This is a genomic window from Streptomyces sp. NPDC058274, from assembly GCF_042881375.1.
In the GTDB taxonomy this organism is placed as follows: Bacteria; Actinomycetota; Actinomycetes; order Streptomycetales; family Streptomycetaceae; genus Streptomyces.
Map to the genome: position 1 here is coordinate 232,404 of NZ_JBHVXW010000002.1, position 15,442 is coordinate 247,845.

At 67.2% G+C, this 15,442-nt stretch carries 14 protein-coding genes and 1 pseudogene; 6 read left to right on the forward strand and 9 right to left on the reverse strand.

Annotated elements, in window-relative coordinates; genetic code table 11:
• Window positions 1–95: 95 nt before the first annotated feature.
• The gene (locus ACFVYF_RS05520) at window positions 96–1,481 is read right to left on the reverse strand and encodes a serine hydrolase domain-containing protein (protein WP_389451177.1); all 1,386 of its coding nucleotides are present in this window, start codon (window positions 1,479–1,481) and stop codon (window positions 96–98) included.
• A gap of 284 nt (window positions 1,482–1,765) precedes the next feature.
• On the reverse strand, window positions 1,766–2,362 hold the full coding sequence (locus tag ACFVYF_RS05525) for a hypothetical protein (RefSeq protein ID WP_389451180.1): 597 nt from the start codon (window positions 2,360–2,362) through the stop codon (window positions 1,766–1,768).
• Window positions 2,363–2,646: 284 nt separating this feature from the next.
• Between ACFVYF_RS05525 and ACFVYF_RS05530 the strand changes: the two genes are divergently transcribed.
• Window positions 2,647–3,897 carry a hypothetical protein gene (locus ACFVYF_RS05530; protein WP_389451183.1) on the forward strand — a complete coding sequence of 417 codons (1,251 nt, stop codon included), beginning with the start codon at window positions 2,647–2,649 and terminating at the stop codon, window positions 3,895–3,897.
• A gap of 325 nt (window positions 3,898–4,222) precedes the next feature.
• Window positions 4,223–4,621 carry a hypothetical protein gene (locus ACFVYF_RS05535; protein ID WP_389451186.1) on the forward strand — a complete coding sequence of 133 codons (399 nt, stop codon included), beginning with the start codon at window positions 4,223–4,225 and terminating at the stop codon, window positions 4,619–4,621.
• A gap of 225 nt (window positions 4,622–4,846) precedes the next feature.
• Here the strand turns inward: ACFVYF_RS05535 and ACFVYF_RS05540 are convergent.
• Window positions 4,847–5,035: pseudogene (locus ACFVYF_RS05540) on the reverse strand (hypothetical protein); the annotation flags it as partial.
• 386 nt (window positions 5,036–5,421) lie between these two features.
• Window positions 5,422–6,900, reverse strand: a complete 1,479-nt coding sequence (gene dnaB, locus ACFVYF_RS05545; protein WP_389451189.1) for a replicative DNA helicase — start codon at window positions 6,898–6,900, stop codon at window positions 5,422–5,424.
• A 459-nt stretch (window positions 6,901–7,359) separates the two neighbouring features.
• On the opposite strand from dnaB, the gene ACFVYF_RS05550 reads away from it, so the two are divergent.
• Window positions 7,360–8,697, forward strand: coding sequence for an MATE family efflux transporter (locus tag ACFVYF_RS05550; RefSeq protein WP_389451192.1), 1,338 nt, complete (start codon window positions 7,360–7,362; stop codon window positions 8,695–8,697).
• Window positions 8,698–8,944: 247 nt separating this feature from the next.
• Here the strand turns inward: ACFVYF_RS05550 and rplI are convergent, their stop codons facing one another.
• The 4 genes from rplI to rpsF all read right to left on the reverse strand — a co-directional run bounded on the left by rplI (window position 8,945) and on the right by rpsF (window position 10,669).
• Entirely contained in the window at window positions 8,945–9,391 is a 447-nt protein-coding gene (rplI, locus tag ACFVYF_RS05555) for a 50S ribosomal protein L9 (RefSeq protein WP_383290606.1), read from the reverse strand.
• An 18-nt stretch (window positions 9,392–9,409) separates the two neighbouring features.
• Window positions 9,410–9,646 (reverse strand): 30S ribosomal protein S18, encoded by a 237-nt coding sequence (gene rpsR, locus ACFVYF_RS05560; RefSeq protein ID WP_003949403.1) that lies wholly within the window; start codon window positions 9,644–9,646, stop codon window positions 9,410–9,412.
• 46 nt (window positions 9,647–9,692) lie between these two features.
• Window positions 9,693–10,298 carry a single-stranded DNA-binding protein gene (locus tag ACFVYF_RS05565; protein WP_389451195.1) on the reverse strand — a complete coding sequence of 202 codons (606 nt, stop codon included), beginning with the start codon at window positions 10,296–10,298 and terminating at the stop codon, window positions 9,693–9,695.
• A gap of 80 nt (window positions 10,299–10,378) precedes the next feature.
• Window positions 10,379–10,669: a 30S ribosomal protein S6 gene (gene rpsF / locus ACFVYF_RS05570; protein ID WP_016644628.1), complete on the reverse strand. Its 291-nt coding sequence runs from the start codon at window positions 10,667–10,669 to the stop codon at window positions 10,379–10,381.
• 310 nt (window positions 10,670–10,979) lie between these two features.
• On the opposite strand from rpsF, the gene ACFVYF_RS05575 reads away from it, so the two are divergent.
• The 3 genes from ACFVYF_RS05575 to ACFVYF_RS05585 all read left to right on the forward strand — a co-directional run bounded on the left by ACFVYF_RS05575 (window position 10,980) and on the right by ACFVYF_RS05585 (window position 13,755).
• Complete coding sequence (locus ACFVYF_RS05575) at window positions 10,980–11,294, forward strand: hypothetical protein (RefSeq protein WP_389451198.1); 315 nt, start codon at window positions 10,980–10,982, stop codon at window positions 11,292–11,294.
• A 179-nt stretch (window positions 11,295–11,473) separates the two neighbouring features.
• Window positions 11,474–12,595, forward strand: a complete 1,122-nt coding sequence (gene femX / locus ACFVYF_RS05580) for a peptidoglycan bridge formation glycyltransferase FemX (protein WP_389451201.1) — start codon at window positions 11,474–11,476, stop codon at window positions 12,593–12,595.
• A gap of 128 nt (window positions 12,596–12,723) precedes the next feature.
• Window positions 12,724–13,755 carry an alanine racemase gene (locus tag ACFVYF_RS05585; protein ID WP_383290593.1) on the forward strand — a complete coding sequence of 344 codons (1,032 nt, stop codon included), beginning with the start codon at window positions 12,724–12,726 and terminating at the stop codon, window positions 13,753–13,755.
• A gap of 101 nt (window positions 13,756–13,856) precedes the next feature.
• On the opposite strand, the gene ACFVYF_RS05590 is transcribed toward ACFVYF_RS05585, so the two are convergent.
• Window positions 13,857–15,365, reverse strand: a complete 1,509-nt coding sequence (locus ACFVYF_RS05590; RefSeq protein WP_389451204.1) for a glycosyltransferase family 87 protein — start codon at window positions 15,363–15,365, stop codon at window positions 13,857–13,859.
• Between the last annotated feature and the right edge of the window lie 77 nt (window positions 15,366–15,442).

A 15,442-nucleotide genomic window follows, 5' to 3' on the forward strand; every position in this document is an offset into this window, starting at 1 on the left:
TCCTCTATACCTCGGGGGTGCGGCGGCCTTTTCGGTGGGGGGCGGCGGGGCCTTTTTTCCCTCCCCACCCCCCCCCCCCGGCTCCGTGACCGCTCCTACTTGATCCCTCGCCACCCCTCGGGATCGACTCCACCCGGCACCGGAGCGCCCTGGTCGTACGGCTCACGCGTGAACACGAACGACCCGAGGTCGAGATGGCTCAGGGACCCGTCAGCCCGCCGTACGGGACGCAGCAGCTCGCCCGCGTAGTAACCCTCCAGCCCCGTCCACGTCCCGTCACCATTGGCCCGGAACCGCGAACGTCGGCCGGTGCCGGAGAGCGGCCCGAGCGACAAGCCCTCGTCAGCCGTCAGCCGCAATGCGAAGACCTGAGTCCCCCAGTACCACTGGCCCGCCAGCTCCAGTACGTCCGTATCGATCTCGCGCAGCGGCCGCCACGCCTCAGGGATCCGGGGCTCGGCCTCCGCCACCACGCGTACGAGGTCGGCGCCGACGGCCGCCACCAGGGGACCGGACGTGCAGTTGGACAGCACCACGGCCGCCAGGTCGTCCTCCACGCTGATCGTGAGGTTCGCCAGGAAGCCCGGCAGAGAGCCGGAATGGCCGACGAGGATCCGGCCGTCACGGTGCTGGATCTGCAGCCCCAGGCCATAGGCGGAGCCGGCCGCCACGTCCTCCGCCTCGGCAGGCGCAGCGGGCGTACGCATCTCCCGCACGGATTCCGCGCTCAGCACCCGGTCGTCACCCCGGGCGAGGAAGACGGCGAACCGGGCCAAGTCCTTTGCGGTGGACCAGAGTTGTCCGGCCGGAGCCATCCGGCCCAGATCCTCGGACGGTTCGGGAAGCATCACGTCCGCCCAGGGATGCACGGCCCAGCCGCCTGCATGCGGTGCCTGGGGCTGTCCGCTCGTGCGGTCCAGGCCCAGCGGTTCGAGCACCTCGCGCCGCAGCACCTGTTCCCAGGGCGCTCCCCGCAACTCCTCGACCAGTGCGCCCAGCAACGTGTATCCGGGGTTCGAGTAGTGGTGCCGCCGCCCGACCGGATGCCGGAACGGCTGATCCCCCAGTACATCCGCGAGCTCCGGCCGGAGTGAGCCCGGCGTGCGCTCCCACCAGGGAGCGGGCGACTCAGCCGCCAACCCGCCGGTGTGCGCGAGCAGTTCGGCGATCGTGACCTCCCCCGCGCCGGTCCCCGGCAGATGCTTCTCCAGTGGGTCGCCCAGGTCCAGCACACCTTCGTCCCGCAGCCGCAGGACGAGTACGGCGGTGAATGTCTTGGTGATCGAACCGATCCGGTACTGCACGTTCTCGTCCGGCCCGTGCCCCTCGACCGAGGTGCGCGACCCCGTCCACACCACCTCCCGCCCCCGGACGACCGCGGCAACCAGCGAAGGCGCCCGTCCCTCGGCCTGACCAGTGGCGATACGGTGCAGCAAGGCCCGGCGCGTAGCCGGAAGCAGCTCTTCCTGAGGTGTCGTCATGACCCCAGTCCACCCGGCCGGGCCCCACGCGTCGAGCGCATTTCGCCGGACACCTCGACCATGTCCCCCAGGCCGCCGCACACCGCGTGTAGGTGCTCACTTTCGGTGTCATGCGCCGACGCTATGACCTGGACGTTCCCCTCCAGTCTCGCGACGTGTCGGCAGGCGGCTGTCTCAGATCGGTGTCATTTCCTCAGACTGCCCAGCCGGCTGCACCGCTTGTCCGCGTCCCGTCTGAGTGCACCACCACGTACGGAGATACGTGCACCGGCAAGCAGTTCATGTCATCGCGCGGGCATGACGGTGGCAGGGAGGCAAACCTCCAGGATGACTGCGGTGCCAGCCACGGCTCGGTCCTCGTGCATGGTGATCTGCTGGCCGGGCTGGACGTGCGTCCAGTGGGAGGGAGTGAGGGGCACAAGGCGAACCGTGGCTCGCCCGCCGGGCTCCAGCATGGGCATGTTCTCAACCCAGAGCCCAGCGATGCTGACCGCACGTCCGCCGGTGGGTGAGAGGAGACCGATGTCCCACATGGGCCGCAGAACACCCGCGCCGGAGATTGGCGTCGTGCGTCGCGCCTCGGCGGCAGGGCGGAGCGTCAAATCCGCCCTGATCACGCCGTTGCGGAGCTCGGAGCATCGCCAATGGCACCAAGCCGCACTCCGCTCCAGCTGGAGCTGATCAGCCGCTTCGGCGAGCTTCTCCCAGAAAGCCAAAGGGAGCGAGTGAGCCTCCCCAAACTCCTCCAGCAGACCCAGGGCGATCTCCCACTCGTCGTGAACGAGGTAGTCCCAGACGTCTCCCACCGTGATGTCATTCTCGGTGGCGGTCTCTTCCGGAACCAACAGGAAAGCTGCTTCGAGCAACTCAGGGACGTCCATGCGCTCATTGTTGACCGCATGAACCTGCTGCCCGGTCCGGATGTCAGACCCTGCGCTTAGAGTGCGGCGAGATCGGGCCGGTCCCGAGGCCGCCAGCACCGGAAAACGGCAGCCTCCCTGGCCTGCTCGGGGGTGGTTTCGGCCCAACCAGCGTCCAGGCATCGTTGAGGGCCACGAGTGCAGCCTGTCAGCCCGGCCCCTTTGAGTACCTAATCGGAGTCAGTATCGAGCGACCCGGTGCATCGCACCTGCCCCGGGTACGTTCACCGCGATCGGAGAGCATCGTGAAGAACAGCCCGTTGTTGCGAGTGGTTGACAACCAGAGTGGTACCCAGTCCATCGTCAGCACGCCCTCCGAGGCGGTCGCGTTCGTCAACAGCCGGTTCGACACCGATGACGACGACGAGCCGTTCAGCATCACCGAGGTCGGCCCTCTCCTTCCGAAGCCGCTCGGGATCATCACCGCATGGGCCGCCAAGAAGGACGGCGAGCGAACCGACGGGCGTACTGCCCCGATCACCATCAGGCCGGTTGTGACGGACAACGCCAGCGAGTGCGATGACGTCGTGCTCTGGGGCGACGTGTACGTCTCCTGGGACCACGACATGTACACCGTCGAGGAGCCGGACAGCTCCGAGTACAGCGAGGCTTACAGCGCAGCCGAGTTGAGCGCGATCCTCGACGAGTACGCCGACGACTACGAGTACGCGCCTGAAGGGCCTGAAGGGCCCGACAGCCACAGGTGGCCGAAACCGGAAGAGTTGATCACCTACGGCGCCCAGGAGTGTGCCAAGCGGTTCGGGCACCTCGACGACGACGCCCTGCTGTGGCTCGCTGCCACCCGCATCACGCTCGCCGTGTGGCGCAACACACCCGTCGAGAACTGGCATGCCGGGAAGAGTCCGCTCCACGACGGCACAATGATGCGGATCAACACGGCAACCACCCGACTCGTGCGCTCGATGCTGTCGTTCGACCATGTCGACTGGATCGGTCTCGGTCTCGCGATCGTCAACCCGTCCCGGGTTCTACCGACAGGGCAGTCCGTACTCGAGCTCGGGCTGGCCTGCCACAACCCTGACGACCCGGCGCACGGGGTTGATCCGCGAGAAGAACTCGCAGAGATGGCACAGGTCGCGATCTCATGGGGGCGAAGGTACTGCCTTCGCGAGAAGGAGTTCGGCCTGCGAACCCTGATCGAATCCTTCTGTGCGTCCGACAACGGCTGGTTCGGAGCACCGAGTTGGGGGCGCATCGTCGATCGGTTCCTTACGGCTGTCGACGACCGGGAGAATGCGCACTGGCGCATACACCAGGACAAGCCTTGGTTCGACGAGTGGTTCACCAACCGGCCGGCCGACATTGCGGACACCACGGAATTTCGTCGGCTGCTCCTTGCCGGGCCCGACCTGCTGTCCGAGGAGGCCGCCGAATGGTGCGTGGATGGTGCCATCGGCTACGTCTGCCAGGACGACCACGCGAACGACTGCTGGCGGTGCGGTATCCCACCGGCAACGGAGTCCCCCAACGAGTGAACGTGGGCACCAGCATAGAAAGCATCAAATCCACTGACCGCGCTCTCTCCCACCTGCTCGGCGGCCTCCCCTGCTTGGGGAGCCAGTCGCGGCTCCACTGACTGGAGATGTGCGGGTGCTTCTGACGGATCCGTGGCAGCAACGCTGGCCCGGCTGCCCGCCGGTCGTTTACAAGCTTCGTGAGCCCTACAGGAATGTCTGGGTCCGCTTCCACAGTCCGTCGGGTCTTTGTCATCAGCATCACCGGCCTGCCGGTTTCTTGATAACCACGGCTTCCACGACACGGAGGTCGAGCAGGTCGCCGGACCTCCGGGCTCATGACGCCATGCAACTCCGATACTTCACTCAGACCGGATGGACCACCATCTTCAATGGCACTGAGACCGAGATCGGTCGCATGGTGCGTGTGGAGGGATGGGATCCCGCAACCGGGGCAGCCTTGGTGGTCGACCCGCAGCGAGGGGCATTGCGCCAGGTCACGGCCTACGTGGACTTCTCCCACTTGGAGCGGGCCGATCAGGTGGTTGCCGCGATACCCGGTGGGGGATGGCGGGCACACTGGACGGATGAAGGGCCGGGTGGATCACCTCTCACGGAGCAGGTGCTGGCCTGGTTGATCACTTCGCAGGGCCGGGCGACTGCCATCACGGTCGATGCTCAGGGGCATGTGGAGGACGCCGACAGCGCCGACGCCTTCATACCGCCGGGTGAGGAGCTTCAGTGACGGCGTCGATGCCGCAACAGGCGGGCCCGGCGTCTGAGGGTCGGGCTTCTGATGCCGGCTGGGAGGCCCCCTATTACCGGGTTCGGGCCGCCGGCTTCCAGGTGCTCTTCCTCGTGGAACCGGACGAGGCGATCGAGGAGGTCTGCAACGTCGATGCCGAGGTTCATCTTGCCGACGGGTCGCGCTGGAGTTCCACGATCTTCACACCAGTGCGGCGCCGAGAGGTCAGCCGGGCCGGGATGCGATCTGCTGACGGGCAGAGCCCCAGACATCCTCGAACTCCTCGAAGGTGAGTTGTTCGGGGTCGTGGCCTTCCCATTCCGAGACGGGCAGCTCGGCAGTGATCCCGAATCTGCTGTCGTAATCACCGAGGCGGCCCGCGTCGCGGGCCCGCTGCCACTCGGCGAGGGAGACGGTGCTCAGCAGTTCCTCGTTCAGTAGTTCGGCGCCGGTGCGTACGGCTTTCTGGCAGCCGCAGTTGATCAGCGTCATCAGGGAGCCGATGTGGCCGGTGCTGCGGGCGAACAGGTAGTCGGACAAGTCGTCGGCGATCATGCCGGGGTGTTTGTCAGCCAGCACCACCCGCTGTTCGATGCCCAGCAGCATGTCCCGCCAGTCGCGGCGCCCCTGCTCGGTGGTGACGGTGAACGGCTCCATGCCGGGCGGGATCACTCGCCCAGGACTTCACCCAAACGAGTGACGACATGACCTGCGAGTCTCAAGACGGTGTCGCATCCGACTCTGACCCGACATCAGCCATGAGATTCCGACATGAAATCTGAGACCCTACAAGCGGCCGATCAGGTCTGCGCCATGTCCACGAAGCGTGAGTAATGGCCCTGGAAGGCGACCGTGATGGTCGCCGTCGGACCGTTACGGTGCTTGGCCACGATCAGGTCGGCTTCGCCCGCGCGCGGCGACTCCTTCTCGTACGCGTCCTCGCGGTGCAGCAGGATGACCATGTCGGCGTCCTGCTCGATGGAACCCGATTCACGCAGGTCCGAGACCATCGGCTTCTTGTCGGTGCGCTGCTCCGGACCACGGTTCAGCTGGGAGAGCGCGATGACCGGGAGTTCCAGCTCCTTGGCCAGCAGCTTGAGGTTTCGGGACATGTCCGAGACCTCCTGCTGGCGGCTTTCCGCGCGCTTGGAGCCGCCGGACTGCATCAGCTGGAGATAGTCGATGACCACGAGCTTGAGGTCGTTGCGCTGCTTGAGGCGGCGGCACTTGGCGCGGATCTCCATCATCGACAGATTCGGGGAGTCGTCGATGTAGAGCGGGGCCGCGGAGACGTCGGGCATCCTTCGGGCCAGGCGCGTCCAGTCCTCGTCGGTCATCGTGCCGGACCGCATGTGGTGCAGGGCGACGCGGGCCTCGGCGGACAGCAGACGCATCGCGATCTCGTTGCGGCCCATTTCGAGCGAGAAGATGACGCTCGGGAGATTGTTCTTGATCGAGCAGGCCCGTGCGAAGTCCAGAGCGAGCGTCGACTTACCCATGGCGGGGCGGGCGGCGATGACGATCATCTGGCCCGGGTGCAGACCGTTCGTGAGCGAGTCGAAATCGGTGAAGCCGGTGGGCACCCCGGTCATCTCTCCGCTGCGCGAGCCGATCGCCTCGATCTCGTCGAGGGCGCCCTCCATGATGTCGCCGAGCGGCAGATAGTCCTCGCTGGTGCGCTGCTCGGTGACCGCGTAGATCTCGGCCTGGGCGCTGTTGACGATCTCGTCGACGTCGCCGTCGGCCGCGTATCCCATCTGCGTGATGCGTGTGCCGGCTTCCACCAGGCGGCGCAGGACCGCTCGCTCGTGGACGATTTCCGCGTAGTACTCGGCGTTGGCCGCCGTGGGGACCGTCTGGACGAGGGTGTGCAGATACGATGCGCCGCCGACCTTGGTGATCTCCCCGCGTTTGGTGAGCTCGGCCGCCACCGTGATCGGGTCGGCCGGCTCGCCCTTCGCGTACAGATCGAGGATCGCGGTGTAGACGGTCTCGTGCGCGGGCCGGTAGAAGTCGTGGCCCTTGATGACCTCGACGACGTCAGCGATGGCGTCCTTCGACAGGAGCATGCCGCCGAGGACGGACTGTTCGGCGTCCAGATCCTGCGGGGGGACGCGCTCGAAGGAGGACCCTCCGCCGTCCCACTCCCCGTTTTCCCGGCCGCGGTCGTGCTGTTCGTCGCGGCCCCGGCCACCGTCGCGGCGCTGACGAGAGGCGGGCAGACGATCACTGGGACCGCTGTCGGCCCACGGGTCGTCCAAGGGCTCGGAAATACTCACCGAGCCACCTCCTCCCGTCCGCCGAGCGGACCTAGCCGTGCCCCTCTGTTCTACGGCACGGCACTGACAAATGAGCGACCCAACTCCGGTTCTGACGCGTCGGTTTTGCCAGGTTCCCGAGGACGGAGGAGAGAGCGGGCGACGCCCCACGTTAGGCCTGCCGGCACCGTCAGCCAATCTGGTTATCCACAGGCCATGTGGACGACGGCCCGGATGCTGTGGAGAACCCCGCAAAACCTGTGCACGACCCGGTGGACAGGCCTGTGAACAAGCACTCAGCCTCCTGAGGCCAACGGGTCTGACCTGCTATTTTCCCGTCCACCGGCTGTGCAGAAGAAAAACTTTCCCAGTCGGGCCAAGTTCGTATCGAACGGTCTGCGACCGCCTGCGCGACCGGAGGGAAAGTAAGGGTCATTTAGGCATTGCATCTCTTACCTGTGGAAGATTAGATTGGTGCTCATGACACAGGCTCCCGCGACCCCCAAGGCCGTCCGACGCCGGCACGACCGAGAGATCGTCGCGCTCGCCGTCCCGGCCTTCGGCGCGCTGGTCGCCGAGCCCCTCTTCGTCATGGCCGACAGTGCGATCGTCGGCCATCTGGGCACCGCCCAACTCGCCGGCCTCGGCATCGCCTCGGCCCTTCTCATGACAGCCGTCGGCGTCTTCGTCTTCCTCGCGTATGCCACCACCGCAGCGGTCGCCCGCCGGGTGGGCGCGGGTGATCTGCGGGCCGCCATCCGTCAGGGCATGGACGGCATCTGGCTCGCCCTCCTGATCGGCGCGGCCGTCATCGCCGTCACCCTGCCCACCGCGCCGGCCCTGGTGGAACTCTTCGGCGCCTCGGAAACCGCCGCGCCCTATGCCACCACGTATCTCCGGATCTCCGTCCTGGGCATCCCCGCCATGCTCGTCGTGCTCGCCGCCACCGGTGTCCTGCGCGGGCTGCAGGACACAAAGACCCCTCTGTACGTCGCTGTCGCCGGCTTCGTGGCCAACGCGGCCCTCAATGTCGGCCTCGTCTACGGCGCGGATCTCGGCATCGCGGGCTCGGCATGGGGCACGGTCATCGCCCAGGTCGGCATGGCCGCCATCTATCTGTACGTCGTCATCCGAGGAGCCCGGAAGCACGGCGCCTCGCTGCGGCCGGACGCCGTCGGCATCCGGGCTTGCGCCCAGGCCGGCGCACCCCTGCTGATCCGCACCCTCTCGCTGCGGGCCATCCTCATGATCGCCACGGCAGTCGCCGCCCGGCTGGGCGACGCGGACATCGCCGCGCACCAGATCGTGCTGTCCCTGTGGAGCCTGCTCGCCTTCGCCCTCGACGCCATCGCCATCGCCGGCCAGGCCATCATCGGCCGGTACCTCGGCGCGGACGACGCGGCGGGCGCTCGTGCCGCCTGTCGACGGATGGTGCAGTGGGGCGTCGCCGTCGGAGTCGTACTCGGCCTGCTGGTGGTGGCGGCACGACCGCTGTTCCTGCCACTGTTCACCAGTGACCCCATGGTCCAGGACACCGCCCTGCCCGCTCTCCTGGTCGTGGCCATCTCCCAGCCGATCTGCGGCATCGTCTTCGTGCTGGACGGAGTACTGATGGGTGCCGGCGACGGACCGTATCTGGCGTGGGCCATGATCCTCACGCTGGCGGTCTTCACTCCGGCCGCGCTACTCGTTCCCACCTTCGGCGGTGGGCTGACCGCTCTCTGGGCGGCGATGACGCTGATGATGATCATGCGGATGCTGACCCTGTGGCTGCGCTCCCGTTCCGGACGATGGATCGTCACGGGCGCGACGCGCTGAGCGGCACGCTCGACCTGCCCAGCGGCCCGCTCGCCTCGCTCGCCCCGCCCCCACCGGCACCGGCACCGGCACCGGCACCGGCACCGGCCCCTCAACGACGTGTTTCACGTGAAACCGAGCGTTTCACGTGAAACACCGCCAGCGGAATGCCGGTCAGCCGCGCGAAGAGCAGCGAGACAGCGACCATGCAGAAGGGCCGCACCCCAGGGGATGCGGCCCTTCTTCTCAGCTATGCCGAGAGCTGCACTCAGGCAGCGACAACCTCGATGTTGACCTTGGCGGCAACCTCGGGGTGCAGACGCACGGACGTCTGGTGGGCGCCCAGGGTCTTGATCGGCGCGCCCAGCTCGATGCGGCGCTTGTCGACCTCGGGGCCACCGGAAGCCTTGATCGCCGAGGCGATGTCGGCCGGGGTGACGGAACCGAAGAGACGACCGGCGTCGCCGGAGCGAACGGCCAGACGGACCTTGACGCCCTCGAGGCGGCCCTTGATCTCGTTGGCCTGCTCGATCGTCGCGATCTCGTGGATCTTGCGAGCACGACGGATCTGCTCGACGTCCTTCTCGCCACCCTTGGTCCAGCGGATCGCAAAGTTCCGCGGGATCAGGTAGTTGCGAGCGTAACCGTCCTTGACGTCGACGACGTCGCCCGCGGCACCGAGGCCGGAGACCTCGTGGGTGAGGATGATCTTCATTTGTCGGTCACCCTTCCCTTATCGCGCGGTGGAGGTGTAGGGCAGCAGCGCCATCTCACGGCTGTTCTTCACAGCCGTGGCGACGTCACGCTGGTGCTGCGTGCAGTTGCCGGTCACGCGGCGGGCACGGATCTTGCCGCGGTCGGAAATGAACTTCCGCAGCATGTTCGTGTCCTTGTAGTCCACGTACGTGACCTTGTCCTTGCAGAATGCGCAGACCTTCTTCTTCGGCTTGCGCACAGGCGGCTTCGCCATGGTGTATCTCCTGTGTGATCAAGAAGTGGGGGTACGAACCCCTCCCCTAGAAGGGGGGCTCGTCCGAGTAGCCGCCGCCGGAACCAGCGGCGCCGCCGGAGCTTCCGCCCCAGCCGCCACCGCCGCCGCCGCTCTGGTTGCCACCGGCAGGAGCGCTGGTCGCCCAGGGGTCGTCGGCGGGAGCACCGCCGCCACCCTGCTGACCGCCGCCGGAGCTTCCGCCCCAGCTACCGCCCTGCTGGCCGCCACCGCCGCCACCGCCGCTGTAACCACCCTGGCCGCCGCGACCCGTGGTCTTGGTGACCTTGGCCGTGGCGTTCTTCAGGCTGGCGCCGACTTCCTCGACGTCCAGCTCGTAGACCGTGCGCTTGACGCCCTCACGGTCCTCGTAGGACCGCTGCTTCAGCCGGCCCTGCACGATGACGCGCATGCCTCGCTGGAGCGACTCTGCGACGTTCTCCGCCGCCTGACGCCAGACCGAGCAGGTCAGGAACAGGCTCTCGCCGTCCTTCCACTCATTGGTCTGACGGTCGAAGGTGCGGGGAGTGGACGCGACACGGAACTTCGCGACCGCCGCACCGGAAGGGGTGAAGCGCAGCTCGGGGTCGTCGACAAGATTGCCGACAACCGTGATGACGGTCTCGCCTGCCATGGGGGAACCTCTCGGCGGGTTTGCTGCTGGCTGCTAGTGCTGCTGCTACTCGATGCCCGAGATCAGCTGAGCTGGAGAGCTCAGTGCATCTCGGGACGGAGGACCTTGGTCCGGAGGACCGACTCGTTCAGGTTCATCTGTCGGTCGAGCTCCTTGACGACCGCAGGCTCAGCCTGGAGGTCGATGACCGAGTAGATGCCCTCGGGCTTCTTCTTGATCTCGTAGGACAGACGACGACGGCCCCAGGTGTCGACCTTCTCGACCTTTCCGTTGCCCTCACGGACGACGGAGAGGAAGTTCTCGATCAGCGGAGAGACAGCGCGCTCTTCGAGATCGGGGTCGAGGATGACCATCACTTCGTAGTGACGCATGTGGAACCCACCTCCTTTGGACTCAGCGGCCACGGTCGTTCCGTGGCAGGAGGGTTGTGATGCGTTCGCAACGGTATCGGCCGCCACTGACAATCGGGCTTCCCGATCGGCGAACCGAACGGGCTACCTGTCGTGATCAGGGCCGTGACCTGGGTCCAGACCCGGCCGCAACCTGGGCAGACACCGGTGCAGAGGGTACAGACTACCCGCACAGCGGCTTCGGGTTGAAATCCGACCGGGGTGACCGTCAGTCTGTACACATCGGGTGTGTATGGCGCTACGATGCGCCGCCTTCCGCAGGAGGTGCCTTATGGCACAGACATTGCGACCCAATTCCGTCGGATCCCTGCTCGCCACCGACCACAAGCCCCACCCCCTCCAGGACACGCTGCTCGCGGTGACCCTGGTCCTCGGGGCGACGGCGATCATCAGCTCGTACTTCGACAATCTCCATCTGCTCAGCTCCTGGACCGGGCTGGTGGGGATCTTCACCGGCGCGGGCGGGCAGTTCATCTCGGAGACGACCCGGGAGCGCTTCGGGCTGATCCTGGGTCTCGGTGCCTCTGCCGTGGGCTTCTTCATCGGCATGGCGCACGGCGGTCTCTTCGGCGGGGTCATCGGCTGATCCCCTCGGGAACCGCCGGCCGAGCGGCCGGACAACACCTCGGGACGACCTGACCCCGCACTGGCCGGGGTCCAGGTTGCATACGGCCAGACGAGGCGCTCGCAGGGCGCAGTAGGCTTCGGCGCGAGAGCCGGAGCCCCTGTACCCATGGGGACACACCAGCCCGAGGAGCGCCCGGAATGAGCCTGACCCTGAGGACCATCAGCCGAGAGCAGCATCTGGCATACATCCAGAGCTTGCCCGCGGCCAGCCACATGCAGGTCCCCGCCTGGGCAGACGTCAAAGCAGAGTGGCGCTCGGAGAACCTGGGCTGGTTCGACGACAAGAGCGGCGAGATGGTCGGCGCGGGCCTCGTGCTGTACCGCCAGCTGCCCAAAATCAAGCGGTACCTCGCTTATCTGCCCGAGGGTCCGGTCATCAACTGGTTCGCGCCGAACCTCGACGACTGGCTGCAGCCGATGCTCGCGCATCTCAAGCAGCAGGGCGCCTTCTCCGTGAAGATGGGCCCGCCGGTGATCATCCGGCGCTGGGAGGCCACCTCCATCAAGGGCGGCATCCAGAACCCCGACGTGAAGCGCCTGCGCGACATCGAGGCCGACTTCATCGAACCCCGGGCCTTCGAGGTCGCCGACAAGCTGCGCCGCATGGGCTGGCAGCAGGGTGAGGACGGCGGCGCCGGCTTCGGCGACGTACAGCCCCGCTACGTATTCCAGGTGCCGTTGGCCAACCGCTCCCTGGAAGAGGTCCACAAGAACTTCAACCAGCTGTGGCGCCGCAACATCAAGAAGGCCGAGAAGGCCGGCGTCGAGGTCGTCCAGGGCGGTTACCAGGACCTGGAGGAGTGGCAGCGGCTGTACGAGATCACGGCTGTCCGTGACCACTTCCGGCCCCGCCCGCTCTCGTACTTCCAGCGCATGTGGACGGCCCTCAACAGCGAGGACCCCAACCGCATGAGGCTGTACTTCGCCCAGCACAACGGCGTGAACCTGTCCGCCGCGACGATGCTGGTCGTCGGCGGTCACGTCTGGTACTCCTACGGCGCCTCGGACAACATCGGCCGGGAGGTCAGGCCCTCGAACGCGATGCAGTGGCGGATGCTGCGCGACTCGTACGCCCTGGGGGCGACGGTCTATGACCTGCGCGGCATCTCCGACTCGCTGGACGAGTCCGATCACCTCTTCGGCCTCATCCAGTTCAAGGTGGGCACGGGCGGACAGGCCGCGGAGTACCTCGGCGAGTGGGACTTCCCGCTCAACAAGCTGCTCCACAAGGCCCTCGACATCTACATGTCGCGCCGCTGACACGGCCCGATCCGGGGGCCGCACCACCGAGACCACCCGGCATCGCCCCGCCGGCCCGGCGGATCCGCCACAATTCCTTTTCATACCTCTGATACACCGCAGCCACGAGAAAGGTTCCGGGACCGGCCATGGCGCTCACGCTCTACGTCGACACCGCGCGCTGGCGGGCACACCACAAGCACGTGCAGGAGCAGTTTCCGGGGCTCGTCCCCGTCTGCAAGGGCAACGGCTACGGCTTCGGCCACGAGCGGCTCGCGGACGAGGCCACCCGCCTCGGCTCGGACGTCCTCGCCGTCGGCACCACCTACGAAGCCGCCCGGATCAAGGACTGGTTCGGCGGCGATCTGCTGGTGCTGACGCCCTTCAGGCGGGGCGAGGAGCCCGTGCCGCTGCCTGACCGCGTCATCCGCTCCGTGTCGTCCATAGACGGCGTGTACGGCCTCGTGGGGGCCCGTGTCGTGATCGAGGTCATGTCCTCGATGAAGCGGCACGGTGTCAGCGAGCAGGACCTGCCGCACTTGCACGCCGCCATCGAGAACGTGCGGCTGGAAGGCTTCGCCATCCATCTGCCGCTGGACCGCACCGACGGCTCGGATGCCGTCGAGGAGGTCATCGGCTGGATGGACCGGCTGCGCGCTGCCCGCCTGCCCCTGCACACCATGTTCGTCAGCCACCTGAAGGCCGAGGAACTCGCCCGTCTCCAGCAGCAGTTCCCGCAGACCCACTTCCGCGCCCGCATCGGTACGCGGCTGTGGCTGGGGGACCACGAGGCGACCGAGTACCGCGGGGCCGTGCTGGACGTCACCCGGGTGTCCAAGGGCGACCGCTTCGGCTACCGGCAGCAGAAGGCGGCCTCGGACGGCTATCTGGTCGTCGTGGCGGGCGGTACGTCGCACGGTGTGGGTCTGGAGGCCCCCAAGGCGCTCCACGGCGTCATGCCGCGCGCCAAGGGCGTCGCCCGGGCCGGCCTCGCGACGGTCAACCGGAACCTCTCCCCGTTCGTCTGGGGCGGCAAGCAGCGCTGGTTCGCGGAGCCCCCGCACATGCAGGTCTCGATCCTCTTCGTGCCCTCGGACGCCCCGGAGCCGAAGGTCGGCGAGGAGCTGGTGGCCCATCTGCGGCACACCACCACGCAGTTCGACCGGGTCGTCGAGCGCTGATCCGCTGACAGCCCGGGAGCCATCGCCGGGCACGCAAACCGAAAAGGCCGTACACGGACTCCGTGTACGGCCTTTTGCGTAGCTTCCCAGAGCCTGTTCGCTCAGAGCGAACTGTCGCCCGCGGCCTGGCTCCTGCTGCCCCATTCGACCTGTGGCGCGTCGAAGTGCGCCGCATGACGCGGTGGATGAGCCGCGGCGCCGAGTACGAAGACGTCCTCCGCGCCATCGAGTACGCCCCCGGACGGATCGTCGTCGCCGGCTCGGCGCACCACGTCCCGCTCCGGCATGAGGATGTCGCGCACAATCACCGCGCACAGGTACAGCGTCCCCAGCAGGTGCACGGCGATCGCCGCCTGGTACCCCTCGGTGGGAAGGCCCTTGTGGGCGTCTCCGCTCGTCGTGTACGCGAGGTACATCCAGATGCCCAGGAAGTACGCGACCTCGCACGCCTGCCAGATCAGGAAGTCCCGCCAGCGCGGCCGGGCCAGCACGGCGAGCGGGACCAGCCACAGCACGTACTGGGGCGAGTAGACCTTGTTGGTGAGGATGAAGGCCGCGACGATCAGAAAGGCCAGCTGCGCGAAGCGCGGGCGGCGGGGAGCCGTCATCGTGAGCGCCGCGATGCCCACGCACGCGAGCAGCATCAGGATCGTGGCGAACGTGTTGACGTTGTCCGTGGTGAGCAGGGAGCTCTGCCAGCGCTGGGAGAGGATCAACCACACGGAACCGAAGTCGACGCCCCGCTCCTGGCTGAACGTGTAGAACTTCGACCAGCCGTCGAAGGCGAAGACCATCACCGGCAGGTTCACGGCCAGCCAGGCCACGAGTGCGCCCCCGACGGCTGTCCAGAACTCCCGCCACTTGCCCGCGCGCCAGCACAGCATCAGCAGCGGCCCCAGCAGCAGGACGGGATAGAGCTTGGCGGCCGTAGCAAGCCCCAGGAGGACGCCGAAGGCGAGGGAGCGGCCCCGAGACCACATCAGCATCGCAACGGCCGTCAGAGCGACGGCCAGCAGGTCCCAGTTGATGGTCGCGGTCAGTGCGAAGGCGGGCGCCAGAGCGACCAGCAGGCCGTCCCACGGCCGCCGAGCGTGCGTACGCGAGACGCATACGGCGATGATCGCCGCGCACACCATCAGCATCCCGGCGTTGACCATCCAGTAGATCTGCTCCTGGTCCTGGATGCTGCCGCTGCTCGGGGTGAGCCAGGAGGCGACCTCCATGAACACACCGGTGAGCACCGGGTACTCGAGGTAGTCCATGTCGCCGGAGAGCTTGTCGAAGTACGGCACGAGCCCGTCGGCGAAGCCACGCCCCTGATAGAGGTGGGGGATGTCCGAGTAGCACGCGTGCGTGTACTGGGAGCTGGCTCCGAAGAACCAGGCACCGTCGTAGCACGGCAGCTTCTGCACCATGCCGAGCGCGAACATGCCGATCGCGATGAGGGCAACGACCCGCACAGGGGTCCACCAGGTCGTCCCGAGCAGGGCTCGTCGTCCCAGGGGGCCACCGATCAGCTCACTGCCGGTCTCGGCGACCTCGTCTTCCCTGGTCGGCTGGACCGGTTCCGGCTCGCGCACGCTTGCTCGCGTCGTCTCTGCACTGGGCATGCCGCACATCCTGCCGTACGCACCTGGGGATACGCCGAGGGCCGCCGCACCTGGTCGGTGCGACGGCCCATGTTTCA